Annotated in this window: 17 protein-coding genes and 1 pseudogene; 13 read left to right on the forward strand and 5 right to left on the reverse strand. The window is 29.9% G+C overall.

The genetic code is table 11. The annotated features are described in order from the left end of the window. Nucleotides 1–63: 63 nt before the first annotated feature. Entirely contained in the window at nt 64–882 is an 819-nt protein-coding gene (locus HMPREF2647_RS04915; RefSeq protein ID WP_002455634.1) for a ZIP family metal transporter, read from the reverse strand. A gap of 111 nt (nt 883–993) precedes the next feature. On the opposite strand from HMPREF2647_RS04915, the gene HMPREF2647_RS04920 reads away from it, so the two are divergent. The 6 genes and pseudogenes from HMPREF2647_RS04920 to HMPREF2647_RS04945 all read left to right on the forward strand — a co-directional run bounded on the left by HMPREF2647_RS04920 (nt 994) and on the right by HMPREF2647_RS04945 (nt 9,151). After that, nucleotides 994–2,874 carry an ABC-F family ATP-binding cassette domain-containing protein gene (locus tag HMPREF2647_RS04920; protein ID WP_070859607.1) on the forward strand — a complete coding sequence of 627 codons (1,881 nt, stop codon included), beginning with the start codon at nt 994–996 and terminating at the stop codon, nt 2,872–2,874. A 13-nt stretch (nt 2,875–2,887) separates the two neighbouring features. Next, nucleotides 2,888–4,665, forward strand: a pseudogene (gene recQ / locus HMPREF2647_RS04925) (DNA helicase RecQ). A 189-nt stretch (nt 4,666–4,854) separates the two neighbouring features. After that, nucleotides 4,855–5,811: an ABC transporter ATP-binding protein gene (locus tag HMPREF2647_RS04930; RefSeq protein WP_070859610.1), complete on the forward strand. Its 957-nt coding sequence runs from the start codon at nt 4,855–4,857 to the stop codon at nt 5,809–5,811. A 3-nt stretch (nt 5,812–5,814) separates the two neighbouring features. After that, the gene (locus tag HMPREF2647_RS04935; protein WP_070859613.1) at nt 5,815–7,329 is read left to right on the forward strand and encodes an ABC transporter permease/substrate-binding protein; all 1,515 of its coding nucleotides are present in this window, start codon (nt 5,815–5,817) and stop codon (nt 7,327–7,329) included. Between the two features lie 135 nt (nt 7,330–7,464). Continuing rightward, nucleotides 7,465–8,520 carry a histidinol-phosphate transaminase gene (gene hisC / locus HMPREF2647_RS04940; RefSeq protein WP_070859616.1) on the forward strand — a complete coding sequence of 352 codons (1,056 nt, stop codon included), beginning with the start codon at nt 7,465–7,467 and terminating at the stop codon, nt 8,518–8,520. Between the two features lie 94 nt (nt 8,521–8,614). Further along, on the forward strand, nt 8,615–9,151 hold the full coding sequence (locus tag HMPREF2647_RS04945) for a 5' nucleotidase, NT5C type (RefSeq protein WP_017175949.1): 537 nt from the start codon (nt 8,615–8,617) through the stop codon (nt 9,149–9,151). Nucleotides 9,152–9,213: 62 nt separating this feature from the next. Here HMPREF2647_RS04945 and HMPREF2647_RS04950 read toward each other — a convergent pair whose 3' ends face one another. From HMPREF2647_RS04950 to HMPREF2647_RS04965, 4 genes are all read right to left on the reverse strand, one after another. Next, the gene (locus tag HMPREF2647_RS04950; protein ID WP_070859619.1) at nt 9,214–10,137 is read right to left on the reverse strand and encodes a diacylglycerol/lipid kinase family protein; all 924 of its coding nucleotides are present in this window, start codon (nt 10,135–10,137) and stop codon (nt 9,214–9,216) included. A 129-nt stretch (nt 10,138–10,266) separates the two neighbouring features. Further along, nucleotides 10,267–11,772 carry an S-Cys-Gly-3M3SH uptake peptide MFS transporter gene (locus tag HMPREF2647_RS04955; RefSeq protein ID WP_048682169.1) on the reverse strand — a complete coding sequence of 502 codons (1,506 nt, stop codon included), beginning with the start codon at nt 11,770–11,772 and terminating at the stop codon, nt 10,267–10,269. A 300-nt stretch (nt 11,773–12,072) separates the two neighbouring features. Continuing rightward, the gene (queF, locus tag HMPREF2647_RS04960; protein ID WP_002449091.1) at nt 12,073–12,573 is read right to left on the reverse strand and encodes a preQ(1) synthase; all 501 of its coding nucleotides are present in this window, start codon (nt 12,571–12,573) and stop codon (nt 12,073–12,075) included. Between the two features lie 10 nt (nt 12,574–12,583). Then, nucleotides 12,584–13,450, reverse strand: coding sequence for a DMT family transporter (locus tag HMPREF2647_RS04965; protein WP_070859622.1), 867 nt, complete (start codon nt 13,448–13,450; stop codon nt 12,584–12,586). A gap of 737 nt (nt 13,451–14,187) precedes the next feature. Between HMPREF2647_RS04965 and nrdI the strand changes: the two genes are divergently transcribed. The 7 genes from nrdI (at nt 14,188) to HMPREF2647_RS05000 (ending at nt 21,746) form a co-directional block, all read left to right on the forward strand. After that, the gene (gene nrdI / locus HMPREF2647_RS04970; protein ID WP_017175945.1) at nt 14,188–14,586 is read left to right on the forward strand and encodes a class Ib ribonucleoside-diphosphate reductase assembly flavoprotein NrdI; all 399 of its coding nucleotides are present in this window, start codon (nt 14,188–14,190) and stop codon (nt 14,584–14,586) included. Then, nucleotides 14,549–16,654, forward strand: a complete 2,106-nt coding sequence (gene nrdE, locus HMPREF2647_RS04975; protein ID WP_049415428.1) for a class 1b ribonucleoside-diphosphate reductase subunit alpha — start codon at nt 14,549–14,551, stop codon at nt 16,652–16,654. Before nrdI ends, nrdE begins: the two co-directional genes overlap by 38 nt. Nucleotides 16,655–16,767: 113 nt before the next feature. Further along, entirely contained in the window at nt 16,768–17,736 is a 969-nt protein-coding gene (gene nrdF / locus HMPREF2647_RS04980) for a class 1b ribonucleoside-diphosphate reductase subunit beta (RefSeq protein WP_002455627.1), read from the forward strand. A 184-nt stretch (nt 17,737–17,920) separates the two neighbouring features. Next, the gene (locus tag HMPREF2647_RS04985; RefSeq protein ID WP_070859625.1) at nt 17,921–18,889 is read left to right on the forward strand and encodes an ABC transporter permease; all 969 of its coding nucleotides are present in this window, start codon (nt 17,921–17,923) and stop codon (nt 18,887–18,889) included. Next, nucleotides 18,879–19,838 (forward strand): iron chelate uptake ABC transporter family permease subunit, encoded by a 960-nt coding sequence (locus HMPREF2647_RS04990; protein WP_002449066.1) that lies wholly within the window; start codon nt 18,879–18,881, stop codon nt 19,836–19,838. The genes HMPREF2647_RS04985 and HMPREF2647_RS04990 overlap by 11 nt, the downstream gene beginning before the upstream one ends. Beyond that, nucleotides 19,835–20,605, forward strand: coding sequence for an iron ABC transporter ATP-binding protein (locus HMPREF2647_RS04995; protein ID WP_017175941.1), 771 nt, complete (start codon nt 19,835–19,837; stop codon nt 20,603–20,605). The genes HMPREF2647_RS04990 and HMPREF2647_RS04995 overlap by 4 nt, the downstream gene beginning before the upstream one ends. 106 nt (nt 20,606–20,711) lie before the next feature. Further along, nucleotides 20,712–21,746 (forward strand): ferrated catecholamine ABC transporter substrate-binding lipoprotein SstD, encoded by a 1,035-nt coding sequence (locus HMPREF2647_RS05000; protein ID WP_048761397.1) that lies wholly within the window; start codon nt 20,712–20,714, stop codon nt 21,744–21,746. Nucleotides 21,747–21,832: the final 86 nt, after the last annotated feature.

Here is a 21,832-nt window from a genome sequence, read left to right on the forward strand (position 1 = left end):
CTGCCAATATATTAAAAATGCCTAAGACAATTTATTATGTCTCAGGCCTATTCTTTAATTTAATTATCCTAATGATACGTCTAATATCATCATTATTACAAAACCAAGCATTAAGCTTAATGTAGCTAAATCTGTATTATTACCCGATTGAGAATCAGGAATAAGCTCTTCTACAACTACAAAAATCATTGCTCCTGCTGCAAAAGCTAATGCATAAGGTAGTACTGGAGTGATAAAAATAATTGCAATGGCACCTATAGTTGCAAAAATAGGTTCTACTATTGCTGATGCTTGACCATAATTAAATGCTTTAAAACGTGTTGCACCAGCGGCTCTAATCGGCATAGACAAAGCAGCTCCTTCTGGAATATTCTGAATACCAATACCAATTGCTAAACCAAGGGCTCCAAAAAAGGTAGCTTGTCCATTTCCAGTTGCAATTCCACCAAATGCTACACCAATTGATAAACCTTCAGGAATATTGTGTAAAGTGATAGCTAATACTAGTAAAGCATTTTTACTTAAAGAAGTTTTAACGCCTTCTCGATATTGACTTTTATCACCGATTTTTTGGTGTATATGTGGAATGACTGCATCAAGTCCTCTAATAAACACACCACCTAGAATAAAACCAATCGCAGCAGGTAACCAAGCAGGTAAATGACCATTTGTACCATAATCAATGGAAGGTTGTAATAAAGACCAAAAACTTGCAGCAATCATAATTCCAGCGGCAAAACCTTGCATAGAAGTTAGAATTTTTTTGTTTACAGTCTTAAAAATAAAGACTGATGCAGCACCTAAAGCAGTTAATAACCAAGTGATAATACCAGCAATAAGTGCTTGAAGATAAGGTGGTAAATTTTCGAAAAAGTCTATCACATCTATTTTCTCCTTATATCATTTAGCATTAAAAAGGTGTATAATATATAGAACTGAATTAAGCTTATCAGAAATATATTGAAATTTCGATATTAAAAAGGAAGTAAAAATATGGAAGCGTATAAAATAGAACAACTAAATAAATCATATGCGGATAAAGTTATTTTTGATGACTTAAATCTCTCTATTTCTGAACATGAAAAAATTGGACTTGTAGGTATAAATGGTACTGGTAAAAGTACTTTATTAAAAGTCATTGGTGGTTTAGATGAAGATTTTTCAGCCGATATAACTCATCCTAATCAGTATCGCATTCGTTATTCTTCACAGAAGCAAAATTTAGATGGTGATATGACAGTATTTCAAGCTGTTCTAAGTTCCGATACAGATACGTTACGTATTATTAAAACATATGAAGAAGCTGTGACTATATATACAGAACATCAAAACGATGCGAATTTTAAAAAAATGATGGAAGCTCAAGAACTTATGGATCAACACCATGCATGGGATTACAATGCTGAAATTAAAACTATTTTATCAAAATTAGGTATTAATCATACGACTAAAAAAATTAAAGAATTATCAGGTGGACAACAAAAACGTGTTGTCTTAGCTAAGACACTTATAGAACAACCTGATTTGTTATTGCTAGATGAGCCTACAAACCATCTAGACTTTGAATCAATTAACTGGTTAATTAACTATGTTAAGCAATATCCACATACAGTTTTATTTGTTACACACGATCGCTATTTTTTAAATGAGATTGCTACACGTATTGTGGAATTAGATAGAGGAAAACTTAAATCTTATCCAGGAAACTATGAAGATTACATTGCAATGAGAGCTGAAAATGAAGTGATTGAACAAAAACAACAAGAAAAACAAAAGGCACTTTATAAACAAGAACTTGCATGGATGCGTACAGGCGCAAAAGCAAGAACGACAAAACAACAAGCTCGAATTAATCGATTTAATGATTTGGAGTCAGAAGTTCAATCTCATCATCAAAAAGATAAAGGTCAACTCAATCTTGCTTATTCTAGATTAGGCAAACAAGTATTTGAGTTAGACCATTTAACGAAAAAGATTCAAAATAAAATATTATTCAAAGATGTAACAGAAATTATTCAAAGTGGTCAAAGAATTGGTATCGTTGGACCAAATGGTGCAGGGAAGACGACAATGTTAAATATTTTAAATCAAGATGATACTAATTATTCTGGAGAATTAAAAGTTGGGCAAACTGTAAAAATAGCCTATTTTAAACAAACAGAAGAAACTTTGGATAGAGATATACGTATGATTGACTATTTGAGAGAAGAAAGTGAAGTGGCAAAAGAAAAAGATGGCACTTCAGTTTCAGTTACTCAATTGTTAGAGCGATTTCTATTTCCGAGTGCTACTCATGGTAAAAAGATTTATAAATTATCAGGTGGAGAGCAAAAACGATTATATTTATTGAGATTGCTTGTTCATCAACCTAATGTCCTGTTACTTGATGAGCCAACCAATGATCTTGATACTGAAACATTAACAATTTTAGAAGACTACATTAGTACCTTCGGAGGATCAGTAGTTACTGTAAGTCATGATCGTTATTTTTTAAATAAAGTAGCACAAGAATATTGGTATATTCACGGTGGCCAATTAGAACGTATTATTGGAACATTCGAAGATTATGAGGCCTATAAAAAAGAAAAAGATCGACAGGATACACTTGAAAAACAAGCTCAACAACCTAAAACTAAATCAAACGCTCGTAAAAAAACGGGACTGTCTTATAAAGAAAAACGTGAATATGAAGCTCTAATGGAACGTATTGAAACGACAGAACATAGACTAGAGCAGATTGATGCTGAAATGGTAGAAGCGAGCACTGACTACGCTAAAATAAAAGAATTAAATGAAGAAAAAGAACATCTAGAGGAATCATATGATGTAGACATCACGAGATGGAGTGAATTAGAAGAAATAAAAGAGCAATAAGGGGAATGTAAGTATGGAAGCAACTTTGTCACATTATTTTGGTTATGATACGTTTAGACCAGGTCAAAAAGAGATAATTTCTAAAATATTAAATCATCATAATGTATTAGGTGTCTTGCCTACAGGTGGTGGTAAATCAATATGTTATCAAGTACCTGGTTTAATGTTAGGTGGTACAACGATAGTAATAAGCCCATTGATTTCTTTAATGAAAGACCAAGTGGATCAGTTAAAAGCAATGGGTATCGAAGCAGCCTATCTAAATAGTAGTCTAAATAAAAAGCAACAATCTGAGATTGAAAATAAGTTAATAACTGGTGACATTCAATTTTTATATGTGGCACCTGAACGTTTTGAAAGTAACTATTTTTTAAACTTGCTTAGTCAAATTGACATTCACTTAATTGCATTTGATGAAGCTCACTGTATTTCAAAATGGGGACATGATTTTAGACCGAGTTATCAAAGCGTCATAAATAAAGTGTTTACACTACCTCAAGATTTTACGATTGTAGCTCTTACAGCTACAGCCACGGCCGAAGTTCAACAGGATATTATGGAAAAATTAAATATCCAAAAAGAAGATGGAATTAAAACAAGTACCAAAAGACGTAATCTCATTTTTAAAGTAAATTCAACATATCAAAGACAAAAATTTGTTATTGAATATGCTAAAGCTCATAAAGATCAAGCAGGTATTATTTATTGTTCTACACGTAAACAAGTAGAAGAATTACAAGAATCTCTAGAATCTATAAATATTGCTTCTGCTATTTATCATGCAGGTTTAACAAATAAAGAAAGAGAAGAAGCTCAAAATGACTTTGTATACGATCGTATTAAAGTTGTTATCGCAACAAATGCATTTGGAATGGGTATTGATAAATCTAATGTTCGTTATGTTATTCATTACAACATGCCTGGAGATCTTGAATCATACTATCAAGAAGCGGGTCGTGCAGGACGAGATGGCTTAAAAAGTGAATGTATTTTATTATTTAGTGAAAGAGATAAAGGATTACATGAATATTTTATTACTGTTTCGCAAGCAGATGATGATTATAAAGATAAAATGGGCGAGAAACTAACTAAAATGATTCAGTATACTAAAACGAAAAGTGCTTAGAAGCGACAATTGTACATTATTTTGAACCGAATGCGCGTCTAGAGGAATGCGGTCAATGTAGTAATTGCATTCAACAAAATAAAACTTATGACATGACCAATGAAGCAAAAATGATTATTAGTTGTATCGCACGCATGCGTCAACAAGAAAACTATCATGTTATTATTCAAGTGTTACGTGGAGAATTAAGTGATTATATTAAATACAATCATTATCATCAACTTACAACACATGGATTGATGAAAGACTATACTACTTCAGAGTTAAGTCATTTAATTGATGAGTTACGGTTTAAAGGCTTTTTAAATGAATATAATGAAATTCTAACGTGTGATGAAAGTGTGAAAGAATTATTGAATAATGATGTCACAGTGTATACGACGCCATTTAAACATAAAAGTAAGGAAAAAGTTTTCATTAATACAATAGAAGGCGTTGATCGTGCTTTATATAGTGAATTAGTAGAAGTTCGCCGTCAATTAAGTGAAAAGTTGAATATTGCGCCTGTGAGTATTTTTTCTGACTATACATTGGAAGAGTTTGCTAAACGTAAACCAGAATCTAAACAAGAAATGATTGCGATAGATGGTGTAGGAAGCTATAAGTTAAAACATTATTGTCCTAAATTTCTTGAAACAATCCAATCATATAAAACGAATATCTAACAAAAAATTAAATATGACTTAATAAAACAACTTAGAAGCTAGAAAAATGTTTTAAGTTGTTTTATTTTTTATTGTTAAAAAATAATTAGTATTTAAATCTATTAAGTATGAATTTATCAATAAACATGATTTAATAGAAAATAAGCAATATAAATTTTATAGTGATGTGAAGGAAATGAAGGTGACAAGATGATAGAGTTTAAAAATGTAACAAAACGTTATGGAACGAATGTTGCAGTTGATGATGTGAGTTTTAAGATTAATGAAGGAGAATTTTTTATTTTAATCGGACCTTCAGGTTGTGGAAAAACAACTACTTTAAAAATGATTAATCGATTAATACCGTTAAGTGAAGGATACATTTATTTTAAAGATAAGCCAGTGAGTGATTATCCAGTTTATGAGATGCGTTGGGATATTGGATATGTACTACAACAAATCGCATTATTTCCACATATGACGATTAAAGAAAATATCGCACAAGTTCCTCAAATGAAAAAGTGGAAAGACAAAGATATTCATCGACGTGTAGATGAATTATTAGATATGGTTAGATTAGATCCAAATACATACCGAGATCGTAAACCAGATGAATTATCGGGAGGACAACGTCAACGTGTAGGCGTGGTAAGAGCATTAGCAGCTGATCCTCCAGTAATATTAATGGACGAACCTTTTAGTGCGTTAGACCCCATTAGTAGAGAAAAATTACAAGATGATTTATTAGAATTACAAACGAAAATTAAAAAGACAATTATTTTTGTAACACACGATATACAAGAAGCAATGAAATTAGGAGATCGTATTTGTTTATTAAATGATGGTCGTGTTGAACAAATTGACACACCTGAAGGATTCCAAGAGCACCCTAAAAATCAATTTGTTCGAGAGTTTATGGGCGATCACTTACATAAAGATATCAATAATTCAAAAATCTCCGATCTAAATCTTACAAGAACACTTACTGAATATGACGAAAAACAAGGATACTCAATTATAAAAGATAGTATGAAACTTCAAGATACTTACGAGATACTTGCTAAACATGAAGCAGTCATTGTAGAAAATAATCATGCTTTAACACAGTCATTATTAAGAAGAGAAGATGTTTTTGACTATCTATCTAAAAATGATAAGGAGGGTTAAAGCATGAACGAATTTTTAACAACGCTCAATGATCGTAGAGGAGAATTACTAAGAACAATTTTTGAGCACATACAAATTTCTTTTATTGCTTTATTTATCGCAATTTTAATTGCAGTACCACTTGGTATTGCTTTAACTAAAACAAAGCGTTTATCTGAAGTGGTAATGAATATTGCAGCGGTATTACAAACTATTCCATCCCTTGCTTTACTTGGATTAATGATTCCAATTTTTGGTATAGGAAAAGTTCCAGCAATTATTGCATTAGTAGTATATGCGCTATTACCTATTTTAAGAAATACATATACAGGTATTAAAGAAGTAGAGCCTTCTCTAACAGAAGCAGCCAAAGGTATCGGTATGAAACCAATGCGACGTTTAACTAAAGTCGAGTTACCTATTGCAATGCCAGTCATTATGGCAGGTATACGTACAGCTATGGGGCTTATTATTGGTACAGCTACATTAGCTGCATTAATTGGAGCAGGTGGATTAGGGGATTTGATCTTATTAGGCATTGATCGTAACAATACAGCACTTATATTGATTGGCGCTATTCCAGCTGCATTATTAGCTATTTTATTTGATTTTATATTGCGTTATATGGCGAAATTATCTTATAAAAAACTTCTTATTACACTAGGTATTATTCTATTAATTATCTTACTTGTTATTGTTGTTCCACTCTTTGGTAAAAAAGGTGCAACGATTACTATGGCAGGAAAATTAGGTTCTGAACCTTCAATTATTACGAATATGTATAAAATATTAATTGAAGAGGAAACACATGATACAGTTAATGTTAAAAGTGGTATGGGTAAAACCTCATTCTTATTTAATGCGTTAAAATCAGACGATATAGATGGGTACTTAGAATTTACAGGTACAGTACTAGGAGAACTTACTAAAGAGGATCTAAAATCTAAAAAAGAAGCTGATGTATATCACCAAGCTAAAGCAAGTTTAGAGAAAAAATATGATATGACGATGCTTAAACCAATGAAATATAATAATACCTATGCGTTAGCTGTTAAAAGAGATTTTGCTAAACAATATAATTTACAATCAATTGGTGATTTACGTAAAGTACAAGGTCAACTTAAACCAGGATTTACTATGGAATTTAAAGATAGAGATGATGGTTATAAAGCAGTAGCTAAAAAATATAACTTGAATCTTTCTAATATTAAACAAATGGAACCTAAACTACGTTATACGGCAGTAGAGAAAGGTGACATTAATCTTATTGATGCGTATTCTACAGATGCTGAATTAAAACAATATGATATGGTAGTACTTAAAGATGATAAACATGTTTTCCCACCTTATCAAGGTGCTCCAATGTTTAAAGAAAAGTTTCTAAAAGAACATCCGGAAATTAAAAAAGCTTTAAATCAATTATCAAATAAAATTACGGATGAACAAATGCAAGAAATGAATTATAAAGTGACAGTGAAAAATGAAGATCCATATAAAGTTGCTAAACAATATTTAGAAAAAGAAGGATTGGCACATTAAATTTGTAAAAAGCTCATAGATACATTTTATCTATGAGCTTTTTAACACATAAAGTATAAATCGATAATTTATGGTACTATTTTAATTAATAAGTGAAAAAGGAAAGTAACTTAATTTATATAGGAGTGATCATAAATGAAAAAACAATTACAACAATTATCGGCATATCAACCTGGGTTATCACCGCAAGCACTTAAAGAAAAATTTGGTATAGAAGGTGAGTTATATAAACTAGCATCGAATGAAAATTTATATGGACCATCACCTCGTGTAAAAGAAGCAATTGAGGCTCACTTAGATGAATTATTTTACTATCCGGAAACAGGCTCTCCATCATTACGAAAAGCAATTAGTAAGCATTTAAATGTTGATGAATCTCGAATTTTATTTGGCGCAGGTTTAGATGAAGTAATACTCATGATTTCTAGAGCAGTTTTAACACCGGGAGATAAAATTGTGACAAGTGAAGCTACTTTTGGACAATATTATCATAATGCGATTGTTGAATCAGCTAAAGTTGTAAAAGTACCGTTAAAAAATGGCGGATTTGATTTGGAAGGAATTTTAAAAGAGGTTAATTCTGATACCTCATTAGTATGGTTATGTAATCCTAATAATCCTACAGGTACATATTTTAGTCATGATGAATTAGAGTCATTTTTGGAACGTGTTCCAAGTCATGTGCCAGTCTTAATTGATGAAGCATATTTCGAATTCGTCACTGCTGAAGATTATCCTGATACATTAAAACTACAAGAACGCTTTGATAATGCATTTTTATTAAGAACATTTTCTAAAGCATATGGATTAGCAGGTTTACGTGTAGGATATGTTGTGGCAACAAATGAAGCCATTGAAAAATGGAATATCATTCGTCCACCATTTAATGTGACACGAATTTCAAAATATGCAGCGATTGCAGCATTAGAAGATCAAGATTATTTAAAAGAGATTACTAGAAAAAATGCAAAAGAACGTGAAAAGTTCTATAACATTGAACAAAGTAAACACTTTTTACCTAGTCAAACGAACTTTGTATTTGTAGTAACAGATAAGCCACAAGCATTGTATAATGAATTATTAAACGTTGGCTGTATCACTAGACCTTTTCCTAATGGAGTACGTATTACAATTGGATTTGAAGAACAAAATAATAAAATGATTGAAGTATTAAAACAATTTAATTATTAAACTAAGGAAAAACCTTTAATTGCGATTCATGACGAATTAAAGGTTTTTTGCTATACTTTGAAAATGTGCAAAAGATAACTAAGGAAGTGATAGCATGGCACGTAAATCTATAGCAATAGATATGGATGAAGTATTAGCAGATACTTTAGGTGCAATTATTGAAGCAGTTAATATTGAAACTAAATTAGGAATTACAATGGAATCGTTACATGGTCAGAAATTAAACCATGTGATTCCTGAACATGATGGGTTAGTAAGAGATATTTTAAGAGCGCCAGAGTTTTTTAGACATCTTAAAGTGATACCACATGCTCAAGAGGTGGTAGAAAAACTTAATGAGCATTATGATGTATATATTGCTACAGCAGCAATGGATGTACCCACCTCATTTCATGATAAATATGAATGGTTACTAGAATATTTTCCATTTTTAGATCCACAGCATTTTATTTTTTGTGGAAGAAAAAATATTGTTAAAACAGATTATTTAATAGATGATAATCCTCGTCAGCTTCAAATTTTTGAAGGAGAACCTATTATCTTTACGGCTGCACATAATATAAATGAAACACGTTTTAAACGAGTGAATGGCTGGAAAGATGTAGAAGCAATGTTTTTAAATAATAATTAAAGTAAAAAGGTATGTATGAAGCTTGAAGCATTCATACATACCTTTTGATTATGATATAGTTGTTATTTCTCATCATTCGAAAAAGTAAGGATATTGATTGCTTTAGGTAACACATCAATGGTGATAGGTGTTTCTAAATTAATTTCTCCATCAATATCTACTTTCATATTTGGATCAGTGCGTAATGTTATGTGAGAACCTGGAATATGATTAATTCCTTCGGTAATTTCATTCCAATTCATGCTATCTCTTTTTTTGAAAATATCGTTTAAAATACTAAAACTTTGTTGTTCAAATATAAAACTATTTAATTTTCCATCTTGTGGAGAAAGATCTGTAAGTGGAATGCGACTGCCACCAATATTAGGTCCATTTGCTATCACTAGCATAGACGTATTTCCTTTATATTCTTTGTCGTCTACTGTCAATATATAATCAAAATGTTCGGGATTCATAAGTGTTTTCACAGTAGAACCAACATAACTTAATTTTCCAAAGATATCTTTACGTCCTTCTTGAACATTTTCAGCATTTTGCACAATAAGTCCTAGTCCGACAAAGTTAAGTACATAATTATCATTTACTTTCATAACATCATATGACTCAACATGTGAAGACAATAATTGCTCACTAGCTTTTTTGAAGTCAGGATTTAAGTTTAATGTTTTAGTAAAATCATTAAATGTTCCTCCTGGAATGATACCTATAGGAAGGTCTAGATCATATTTCATCACACCATTAATCAATTCGTTAACTGTACCGTCTCCTCCCAATATAAAAACGATATCAATATCTTTACTATAAGTATGATCTTTTATTTCTTTACAATATCTTTCAATGTCACCTTCATTTTCACTTAATTGTATTGAAAGATGCTTACATAACTGAGTTAGTGATTTAGCGACTTCACCCAATCCATCATATATATCTTTAAGTCCGCTATGTTCATGGTAAAATAATACCCCATGATTATACTGTTGCTCCATAGTTAAACCTACTTTCATTTAAAATGATATTATAAATATTTACCCTGAATTTTATAATTTTAAATATATAAGTAAAAAAATACTTCTAGATGTCATAACTAGAAGTACTTTTTACTATTTTGTATTTACTTAGTGAATACCCTTCATAGCTTTTGTAATCTTAGGTGAGAAAACTAAAATGATAAGAGTAATCACAATAGCAACTGTTCCTAAGAAAATAAAATAATTCGTTTGACCAAGTGGTTTAATTAATTTTACTAATGTACCATTAATCGCTTGCGCTGAAGCATTTGTTAATAACCATACACTCATCATTTGAGCATTAAATGCTTTAGGTGCAAGTTTAACAGCAGCACTATTACCTGTAGGTGATAAACAAAGTTCCCCAATAACACAGATTACATATGATAAAATAACCCAGTTAACTGAGAATTGTGTATGTCCATAACCTAAACCAACTAATCCAATTAGAATGTATGATAAACCTGCTAGTAATGTACCAATACTAAATTTAATAGCTAAAGAAGGTTGCTTTTTACCCATTTTTAACCAAATCATAGAAATAACGGGTGCAAATAATAAAATAAATAATGGATTGATAGATTGGAACAAAGCTTCCCCAAATCGAGTTGTCCAACCAAATAAGTTGAGTTGCATGTCAGAACGTTCTAAACCATAAATATTTAAAACGTTAGAACCTTGTTCTTGAATTGACCAGAATAACATACCTAAAATAAATAAAGGTATAAATGCTTTAACTCGAGAACGTTCTACATCGGTAACGTCTTTACTACGAAGCATAGTTGTAAAGTAAATGATTGGTAAAGCTACTCCTAGAACTAATACAGTATTACTAATTAAATCGAATGAAAGGGTATGGGTATAATATGTAACTAATAATACGATAATCACAATTGCTACTATGATACCGATAATCATTCCATATTTACGCTTTTCTTCTTTAGATAGTGGGTTAGTAGGTTTCATTCCAACACTACCTAAATTCTTTCTATTAAATAACAAATACCAAACAAGACCTAATGCCATACCAATAGCTGCTAGAAGGAAGCCACCATGGAAATTACGTATATCTACAAAATGTTGCAGTATAATAGGTGAAATTAATGCACCTAAGTTAACAGACATATAGAAAATAACGAAACCTGCATCAATACGTGTATCATTTTCAGGATATAAACGACCTACAATATTTGAAATATTAGGTTTCATTAAACCTGATCCGATAATAATAAAGAACATTGATGAGAATAAACCAAATAAAGCAAATGGTAAACTTAAACAGATATGTCCAATAATAATAAGTACAGCACCTAATAAAGTAGCACCACGTGTGCCTGTAATTCTATCAGCAATCCATGCGCCAGGAATAGAAGACATGTAAATAAGTGCTCCATATACTGACATAATCGACATTGCTGTAGTTTGATCAATACCTAATCCATTTTGGTGTATTGCGAAATACATATAAAATATGAGCATCGCACGCATACCGTAGTAACTGAATCTTTCCCAAAATTCTACGAAAAAGAGCACACCTAGTCCTCTAGGATGACCGAAAAATCCTTTCTGTGGTATTGATTGAATTGTTTGTTCATGGGAGTTATTTGTTGCCATTAACATCCCACTCCTTTCTTTCCTAATATGACTGATTACTATGTAAATAAGATTGTACAATTACATCTCACAAGAATTTCTTAAAAATATAAATTTTTAGAATTTTCAGTCAAATAAAATATAATAACTTATAAAAATAAAAGTTTTTATTGCTCATGAACTTATATCTTTATAAATTTTAGCGATAATATTAAAATACGCTTTAATTTAATAAATCGCAATAGTTTATTAAAAAAATCTAGAATAAAAATAACTCCTTTTATATTACATTAGTAAAAATAAAAGGAGTTAAAAAACATGTTATCGATTATCTATTTTTTCAGGATACATATCGTGATTCATTAAACGATGTTCGGCCATCTTTTCATATTTAGAATTTGGGCGACCATAATTTGTATATGGATCTATTGAAATACCACCACGTGGCGTGAATTTACCCCACACTTCTATATAATGAGGATCCATTAAGTCAATTAAGTCATTCATGATAATATTCATACAATCTTCGTGAAAATCACCATGATTTCTAAAGCTAAATAAATATAATTTTAGTGATTTTGATTCTACCATTTTTATATTTGGTATATATGAAATATAAATTGTAGCAAAATCGGGTTGTCCAGTGATAGGGCAAAGAGAAGTGAATTCTGGACAATTAAACTTTACAAAATAATCTCTTCCTTGATGTTTATTATCAAAAGTTTCGAGTACTTGGGGTGTATAGTCAAATTCATATTTATTATTTTGATTGCCTAGTAATGTAATATCTTGTAATTCTTCTTTATTGCGACCTTGTGTCATAATTTTCCTCCTAATTGTTAGATGTATTAGATTGTCTACGTGCTTTTTCAAACATAAAGTAACTAGCGCCAATAATAATGATATAACCTATAAATGCATAGAAGTCTGGTGTTTCTCCAAATAATATAAAGCCAAATAATGCAGTAAATAATATAGAAGCATATGTAAAAATAGAAATGTCTTTTGCTGGAGCAAAACTATATGCTAATGTAATACCAATTTGTCCTACTGCTGCTGATAAGCCAGCTCCTAATAAATATATAATTTGTAACTTTGTCATCGGTTCATATGTTGCAATAGAAAATGGAATAAGAACGATGACTGAAAATAATGAAAAATAAAATACAATAGTATAAGGTGCTTCACGTTTACTTAGTGCTCGTACACAAGTATATGCAGATGCAGCGAAGATACCTGAGAATAAACCGGCTAAAGAAGAGAACATAGTTGAAGAAAATTCTGGTTTAACAATGAATAACATACCAAAAATAGCAATTAGCATAGCTATAATTTGATACTTTTTAATATTCTCTTTTAAAAATATCAAACTTAATAAAATAGTCCAAAAAGGGTTAAGCTTCATTAAAGTATCAGCATCGCTTAACACCATGTGATCAATAGCGTAAATATTTAGTAATACCCCTATAAGACCTAACGTCGATCTAGTCATTAAAAGGGGTTGACTACTCATTTTACCCAATATAGGTTGCCTATATTTTATTATGAAAAATAATGGAATAAACATGGCTACCAAATTTCTTGCTAAAGATTTTTGAAATACAGGTAAGTCTCCGGCTAGTCTAAAAAAAACAGACATAAAGCTAAAACCAATAGCAGAAATTAAAATAGCAATAATACCTTTTACCTTAGGATTCAAAGCATATCTCCTCATTTATAAAAATTTAACGTCTATATATTAGCATAATTTATTTGTGGATGCATAAGTACTTGCAAAGATAAAAAAGAAAAACTATAATGATAACGAACATATGTTCTTAATGCGATTAAATATACTCTAAATTTTTAATTCGTAAAATAGAAATTCATTCGGCTTTTAATATAAAAAATGAGTTATTTTTTTAATAAATGGTTAGCAATATATTATGATTTACATTCTTATGTACTAGAAATCCCGAATGAATAAGGTTTAGTAATGGTAGGCAAAAAATCAAGTGAAATACCTTAAAAAAACTAAAATAAAATTTTCTTAGTTTTTAATATAGCTATGATGCACCTTTAACCGATTTCACGAACATTTGACATCAAATATTAACTTTTAATTAGGGTATCATTTATGTATAATGAAACACAGAATATAGTGTTGGGTTTTGAATTGAGACACAATATGTTGTGTTTGAGGAAAATAGAAAGATTGTATGAATAATTCATTTTAGTAGCAATTTCACACTTATTTGGATTGGTTTTTTCGGAATCTACACTATTTACATGAACGATTTATAAATAATGATTTTTAAAGATTAATAATTAGAAACACAATATGTAGTATTAACTTGATTAAGTTAACGAAATGATATTCGTTCTAAAAGTAAGTTTTCTTATAAGACTAAGAGAACTTCTTTTTAATTAATAAGATTGTCGAAAGAGGGCGTTCCTATGAAAGTAGTTTATTTCTCTTTTTCAGGAAATGTACGAAGATTTATAAAACGTAGTGAAATTAAAAATGTATTAGAAATCAATAAAGACAATTGTAAGGATAGAATAGAAGAACCTTATATTTTAGTTACAGGTACAATTGGTTTTGGTGAAGTTCCTAAGGAAGTACAGTCTTTTCTAGAAGTTAATCATGCCCATATACGTGCTGTTGCTGCTAGTGGTAATCGTAACTGGGGACAAAACTTTGCGAAAGCAGGTCGAACAATTTCTGAAACATACCATGTGCCTTTATTAATGAAATTTGAGGTTCAAGGTACAAATAAAGATGTTATCGAATTTAGAGATAAGGTGGGGCATTTCAATGAAGATTATGGACGAGAAAAAGTACAATCATATTGAACTAAACAATGAAGTAACTAAACGTAAAGACAATGGCTTTTTTAATCTTGAGAAAGATCAAGAAGCTTTAAACGTTTACTTAGAAGAAATTAGCGATAAAACAATTTACTTTGATAGTGAAATTGAACGTTTACATTACTTAGTAGATAATCATTTTTACTTTAATGTATTTAAGAAGTATAGCGAAGAAGATTTAATAGAAATTATCGAATTCGCAAAATCTATTAATTTTGAATTTGCTAGTTATATGTCTGCAAGCAAATTTTATAAAGATTATGCTTTAAAAACAAATGATAAATCTAAGTACTTAGAAGACTATAATCAACATGTTGCCATAGTTGCTCTATATTTAGCAGATGGTAATAAAGAACAAGCTAAACAATTTATTTTAGCGATGATTGAACAACGTTATCAACCTGCTACACCTACATTTTTAAATGCAGGACGCGCACGTCGTGGAGAGCTTGTTTCATGTTTTTTACTAGAAGTTGATGATAGTCTAAACTCAATTAATTTCATAGATTCTACTGCTAAACAATTAAGTAAAATTGGTGGTGGCGTGGCTATCAATTTATCTAAATTACGTGCACGTGGTGAAGCAATTAAAGGTATTAAAGGCGTAGCTAAAGGTGTATTACCTGTAGCAAAAGCATTAGAGGGTGGATTTAGTTATGCTGATCAATTAGGTCAACGTCCTGGAGCTGGAGCAGTATATTTAAACATTTTCCATTATGATGTTGAAGAATTCTTAGATACTAAAAAAGTAAATGCCGATGAAGACTTACGTCTATCAACAATTTCCACTGGTCTTATTGTTCCATCTAAATTCTTTGATTTAGCTAAAGAAGGTAAAGACTTTTATATGTTTGCACCTCATACTGTAAAACAAGAATATGGAGTGACATTAGACGATATTGATATTGAAAAATATTATGATGAACTTGTAGCTAATCCTAATGTTCTTAAAAAGAAAAAAGATGCACGAGAAATGTTGAATATGATTGCTCAAACACAACTGCAATCAGGCTATCCATATTTAATGTTTAAAGATAATGCGAATAAAGTACATGCGAATTCAAATATTGGTCAAATTAAAATGAGTAATTTATGTACTGAAATTTTCCAATTACAGGAAACGTCAATTATTAATGACTATGGAATTGAAGATGAAATTAAACGTGATATTTCATGTAATTTAGGTTCATTGAACATAGTGAATGTAATGGAAACGGGTAAATTCAGAGATTCAGTACATACTGGAATGGATGCATTAACAGTAGTAAGTGACGAAGCAAATATTCAAAATGCACCAGGTGTGAAAAAAGCAAATAATGAGTTACATTCTGTAGGTTTAGGTGTAATGAACTTACATGGCTATTTAGCGAAAAATAAAATTGGCTATGAATCTGAAGAAGCCAAAGATTTTGCTAATATTTTCTTTATGATGATGAACTATTATTCAATTGAACGTTCTATGGAAATTGCTAAAGAACGTGGAGAAGCATATCAAGATTTTGATAAATCAGATTATGCAAGTGGCAAATATTTTGATTTTTATACATCACAAGAGTTCGTGCCACAATTTGAAAAAGTAAAAGAATTATTTGCTAATATGCAAATTCCTACATCAGAAGACTGGAAATTATTACAACAACAAGTACAAGAATATGGTTTATATCATGCTTATCGATTAGCTATTGCACCAACTCAAAGTATTTCATATGTTCAGAATGCAACTAGTTCGGTCATGCCAATCGTAGATCAAATTGAACGACGTACGTACGGAAATGCTGAAACATTTTATCCAATGCCTTTCTTATCACCTGAAACAATGTGGTACTATAAATCAGCATTTAATACTGATCAAATGAAACTTATAGATTTAATTTCAACAATTCAAACACATGTGGACCAAGGGATTTCAACAATTTTATATGTTAATTCTGAAATTTCAACACGTGAATTGTCACGATTATACGTATACGCACATCACAAAGGATTGAAATCTTTATACTATACACGTAATAAATTATTAAGTGTTGAAGAATGTACAAGTTGTGCAATTTAATTAATAGTGAAATAAATATTTAGAGGAAAGATTAAATTATTCTCATAGAGAAGCATTTTAATCTTATCCTCTTAAATAATGTAATGGTTAATAAATAGAGGAGGATTTTATTAATGAAGGCCGTCAATTGGAATACTCAAGAAGATATGACAAATATGTTTTGGCGTCAAAACATTTCACAAATGTGGGTAGAAACAGAATTTAAAGTTTCAAAGGATATAGCAAGTTGGAAGACACTAACAGAGGATGAAAAAAATACGTTTAAACGTGCTTTAGCAGGTTTAACTGGATTAGATACACATCAAGCGGATGATGGTATGCCATTAATTATGCTACATACAACGGATTTACGTAAAAAAGCAGTTTATTCATTTATGCAAATGATGGAACAAATTCATGCTAAAAGTTATTCACATATTTTTACAACGTTACTTCCATCTAGTGAAACAAATTATCTATTAGATACTTGGGTAATTGAAGAGCCTCATTTAAAATATAAATCTGATAAAATTATCTCTAATTATCATAAACTTTGGGGAAAAGAAGCCTCTATTTTTGATCAATATATGGCAAGAGTTTCAAGTGTTTTCTTAGAAACGTTCTTGTTCTATTCTGGTTTCTATTATCCACTTTATCTTGCGGGTCAAGGAAAAATGACAACTTCTGGTGAAATTATTAGAAAAATTTTACTTGATGAATCAATTCATGGAGTTTTTACCGGTTTAGATGCTCAAAGTTTACGTAATGAGCTATCAGAAAATGAAAAGCAAAAAGCTGATAAAGAAATGTATAAATTGTTAGAAGAACTATATAAAAATGAGGTCTCATATACACATATGCTATATGATGATATCGGTTTAACTGAAGATGTATTAAATTATGTACAATATAATGGGAATAAAGCTTTATCAAACTTAGGATTTGAACCTTATTTTGAAGAAAAAGAGTTTAATCCTATTATTGAAAATGCATTAGATACATCAACAAAAAATCATGACTTTTTCTCAGTAAAAGGAGACGGCTATACATTAGCACTTAACGTGGAAGCTTTACAAGACGAAGATTTTATTTTTGAAGATTAGAATAATAACTAATTTTAGAAAAACTAATTGTAGAATCATCACTGCAATTAGTTTTTTTAATTTCTCTATAAAAAATAAAAGAATATTAGTATTACTATTGAAAAATTTATTATGACAATTTAATATATAGTTAAATGATAATCATTTTCAATGGAAATGGTATATATACTAAGGAGCATTACGAATGAGGTTTCTATTCAAAGGTTATACATTATTAATCATTTTAGTGATATTAAGTATACTTTCTTTATTTATTGGCGTAAGTCAATTATCAATAACTGATCTTTTTCATTTGTCAGATAATCAGAAAAATATTTTATTTTCTAGTCGTATTCCTAGAACTATAAGTATTCTTTTATCTGGAAGTTCTCTTGCTTTAGCAGGACTAGTTATGCAACAGATGATGCAAAATAAATTTGTAAGTCCTACTACAGCTGGAACAATGGAATGGGCAAAATTAGGAATATTACTTTCACTCATATTTTTCCCAAAAGGTCATATATTGATCAAATTGACTTTTGCAGTTGCATTAAGCCTAGGAGGAACATTTTTATTCGTTAAACTAATCAATTTTATAAAAGTGAAAGAAGTTATTTTTGTCCCGCTCTTAGGTATTATGATTGGTGGCATTGTTTCAAGTTTTACCACTTTTATAGCATTAAGAACGAATGCACTACAAAGTATTAATAATTGGTTGAATGGGAATTTTGCTGTTATTACAAGCGGCCGTTATGAAATTTTATATTTAGTTATTCCTTTATTAATTATCGCTTATATATTTGCCAATCACTTTACGATTGCTGGAATGGGCAAAGATTTTAGTCATAATTTAGGTGTTAAATATGAACAAATTATAAATATTGCGCTTTTAATCACTGCAACATTGACAGCATTAGTTGTCGTGACAGTTGGAACATTACCATTTTTAGGTTTAATTGTTCCTAATATTATTTCAATGTATAGAGGCGACCACTTGAAAAATGCATTACCTCATACATTAATGCTAGGTTCTATATTTGTATTGTTTTCCGATATTATTGGTAGATTAATTGTTTACCCTTATGAAATAAATATTGGTTTAACAATAGGAGTATTTGGAACGATTATTTTCTTAGTTTTATTGATGAAAGGTAGAAATAATTATGCAAATTAGTGCTAATAAAAAAATATTAATTCTCTTTCTTTTTACGATTTGCATGGCTGCTTTCTACTTACTAGTAGGTTTGGATTTTGAAATTTTTCAATATCAGTTTGAAAGTCGAATAAGAAAATTAGTTTTAATTTTACTTGTTGGTGGATCTATTAGTACGGCAGTTGTTATTTTCCAATCTATCACTGCGAATAGATTACTTACTCCTTCAATTATGGGATTAGACTCAGTTTATTTATTTATTAAAGTCTTGCCTGTGTTCTTATTAGGTACACAAGCCAGTGTAGTGACAAATACTTATTTGAATTTTCTTCTAACTCTCGTAGTGATGGTTCTTTTTTCTTTAGTATTATTTCAAGGCATGTTTAAATTAGGACATTTTTCGGTTTATTTTATTTTACTTGTTGGGGTAGTATTAGGAACATTTTTCCGTAGTATCACTGGATTTATTCAACTTATTATGAATCCAGATGACTTTTTAACCGTTCAAAGTGCGATGTTTGCAAGTTTTGACGCTTCTAATTCTAAACTTGTTCTTATTTCAAGTATACTTTTAATTATTTTAATTGTAATTGCTTTTATATTAAGACCTTATTTAGATGTGTTATTACTAGGGAAAGATCAGTCTATTAACTTAGGTGTATCATATGAAAAAATGACAAAACTTTTATTAATTTTAGTGGCTTTATTAGTATCAATATCTACTGCTTTAGTAGGTCCTGTTACATTTTTAGGATTATTAACAGTCAATTTAGCGCATGAATTCATGAAAACATATGAACATAAATATATTTTACCCGCAACGATTCTTATAAGTTGGATTAGTTTATTTATAGCTCAGTGGATTATAGAAAATATGTTTAAAGCTACCACTGAATTTAGTCTTATTATAGATTTAGTTGGAGGTATTTACTTCATATACTTACTTATTAAAAGGAGGAATGAAGATTGATTCAGATTAGAAATTTAGATAAAAAAATTCAGAGTAAATCTATTTTGAAAGATATAAATGTTGATATACAAAAGGGTAAGTTAACCTCTTTGATAGGTCCAAATGGAGCAGGAAAAAGTACACTTCTATCAGCAGTAAGTCGATTATTTGAATATCAGAACGGTACAATTAATATTGAAAATAAATTAATTGATGATTATAAAAGTGATGAATTAGCAAAAAAGTTAAGTATTTTAAAACAAACAAATCATACTGATATGAATATCACTGTAGAACAGCTTGTAAATTTTGGGCGTTTTCCTTATTCAAAAGGTCGAATGAAAAAAGAAGATCATGAGAAAGTTGCATATGCCATTGATTTACTACATCTAAGGGAAATCAAAGATAGAAATATAAAAACACTATCTGGAGGACAAAGACAACGTGCGTATATTGCTATGACAATTGCTCAAGATACAGAATACATTTTGTTAGATGAACCGTTAAATAATTTAGATATGAAACATTCAGTTCAAATTATGCAGATACTTCGAACATTGTGTCGCGATTTAAATAAAACGATTGTTATTGTACTCCACGATATTAATTTTGCATCTTGTTATTCAGATTACATTGTTGCACTAAAGAAAGGTGAAATTGTTAAATCTGGCCCAAAAGATAGTATAATTGAAACAAATGTGTTAAGAGATTTGTATGAAATGGATGTTCATGTAGAAGAAATTAGAGGCCAACGTATTTGTTTATACTATGATGAGGTTATCTTTTAAAATGAGATAAATATTTTTATATTTAAAGGGGTGATGCTTAGAAAATATAAAAGAAAATAGTTGAAAAATTGAGTGCCAAATTTAACTTATAAAAGGAGAAATACATATGAAGAAAACAGTCTTATTTTTAGTCTTAACTTTAGCTTTAGTATTATCAGCGTGTAGTAATAATTCTGGTAATAAATCAAATAATGAAAATGATTCAAAAGATACAGTTTCAATTAAAAATAGCTTTTCAGCAAGTGGAAATGACGAAAGTAGTAATGAGGATAAAAAAATTAGTAACACTGTGAAAGTGCCTAAAAATCCTAAGAACGCGGTTGTTCTAGATTATGGAGCATTAGATGTTTTGAAAGAAATGGGTGTAGCTGATAAAGTGAAAGGCTTACCAAAAGGCGAAAATAATGAATCTTTACCAAGTTTTCTAAGTGAATTTAAAAAGGATAAATATATTAATACTGGTAATTTAAAAGAAATAAATTTCGATAAAATAGCTGAAGCTAAACCGGATGTTATTTATATTTCAAGTAGAGCAGCCACTCAGAAAAATCTAGATGAGTTTAAAAAAGCAGCGCCTAAAGCTAAAGTTGTCTATGTAGGCGCAAGTGAAGATCATTATATTAAAGATATGAAAAAGAACACAGAAAATCTAGGTAAAATTTATAACAAAGAAGATAAAGCAAAAGATATGAATACAAAATTAGATCAAAAAATTTCAGATATGAAAAAACAAACTAAGAATTTCGATAAATCTGTAATGTATCTTTTAGTTAATGAAGGAGAACTTTCTACATTCGGACCAGGCGGAAGATTTGGTGATTTGGTATTTAATACACTAGGCTTTAAACCAGCAGATAAACACGTTAAAATAAGTCCACATGGTCAAAACATTAATAATGAATATATCAGTAATCATGATCCAGATATCATTTTAGCAATGGATCGCGGGTCAGTTGTGGGTGGAAAATCGACAGCTAAACAAGTATTAAAAAATGATGTTATTAAAGATGTAACAGCAGTTAAAAATAACAATGTTTATGAATTAGATCCTAAATTATGGTATTTTGCTTCAGGCTCAACAACAACAACAGTAAAACAGATTGATGAATTAGAAAAAGTAATTGATAAAACTAAAAAATAAATCTAGGATATTAAGTTTAGAATAAATAAAAGAGTGGGACATACATCCTAGAAAAATAGCCAATAAATGAGTTTATTATAAATTCA

Origin of the sequence: Staphylococcus sp. HMSC035D11, from assembly GCF_001836075.1 — a bacterium.
Taxonomy (GTDB): Bacteria; Bacillota; Bacilli; order Staphylococcales; family Staphylococcaceae; genus Staphylococcus; species Staphylococcus hominis.

Coding starts and splice junctions, on each gene's coding strand:
- HMPREF2647_RS04920 (WP_070859607.1), top strand. CDS start 994: ATGGAAGCGTATAAAATAGAACAACTAAATAAATCATATGCGGATAAA.
- HMPREF2647_RS04930 (WP_070859610.1), top strand. CDS start 4,855: ATGATAGAGTTTAAAAATGTAACAAAACGTTATGGAACGAATGTTGCA.
- HMPREF2647_RS04935 (WP_070859613.1), top strand. CDS start 5,815: ATGAACGAATTTTTAACAACGCTCAATGATCGTAGAGGAGAATTACTA.
- hisC (WP_070859616.1), top strand. CDS start 7,465: ATGAAAAAACAATTACAACAATTATCGGCATATCAACCTGGGTTATCA.
- HMPREF2647_RS04945 (WP_017175949.1), top strand. CDS start 8,615: ATGGCACGTAAATCTATAGCAATAGATATGGATGAAGTATTAGCAGAT.
- HMPREF2647_RS04950 (WP_070859619.1), bottom strand. CDS start 10,137: ATGGAGCAACAGTATAATCATGGGGTATTATTTTACCATGAACATAGC.
- HMPREF2647_RS04955 (WP_048682169.1), bottom strand. CDS start 11,772: ATGGCAACAAATAACTCCCATGAACAAACAATTCAATCAATACCACAG.
- queF (WP_002449091.1), bottom strand. CDS start 12,573: ATGACACAAGGTCGCAATAAAGAAGAATTACAAGATATTACATTACTA.
- nrdI (WP_017175945.1), top strand. CDS start 14,188: ATGAAAGTAGTTTATTTCTCTTTTTCAGGAAATGTACGAAGATTTATA.
- nrdE (WP_049415428.1), top strand. CDS start 14,549: ATGAAGATTATGGACGAGAAAAAGTACAATCATATTGAACTAAACAAT.
- nrdF (WP_002455627.1), top strand. CDS start 16,768: ATGAAGGCCGTCAATTGGAATACTCAAGAAGATATGACAAATATGTTT.
- HMPREF2647_RS04985 (WP_070859625.1), top strand. CDS start 17,921: ATGAGGTTTCTATTCAAAGGTTATACATTATTAATCATTTTAGTGATA.
- HMPREF2647_RS04990 (WP_002449066.1), top strand. CDS start 18,879: ATGCAAATTAGTGCTAATAAAAAAATATTAATTCTCTTTCTTTTTACG.
- HMPREF2647_RS05000 (WP_048761397.1), top strand. CDS start 20,712: ATGAAGAAAACAGTCTTATTTTTAGTCTTAACTTTAGCTTTAGTATTA.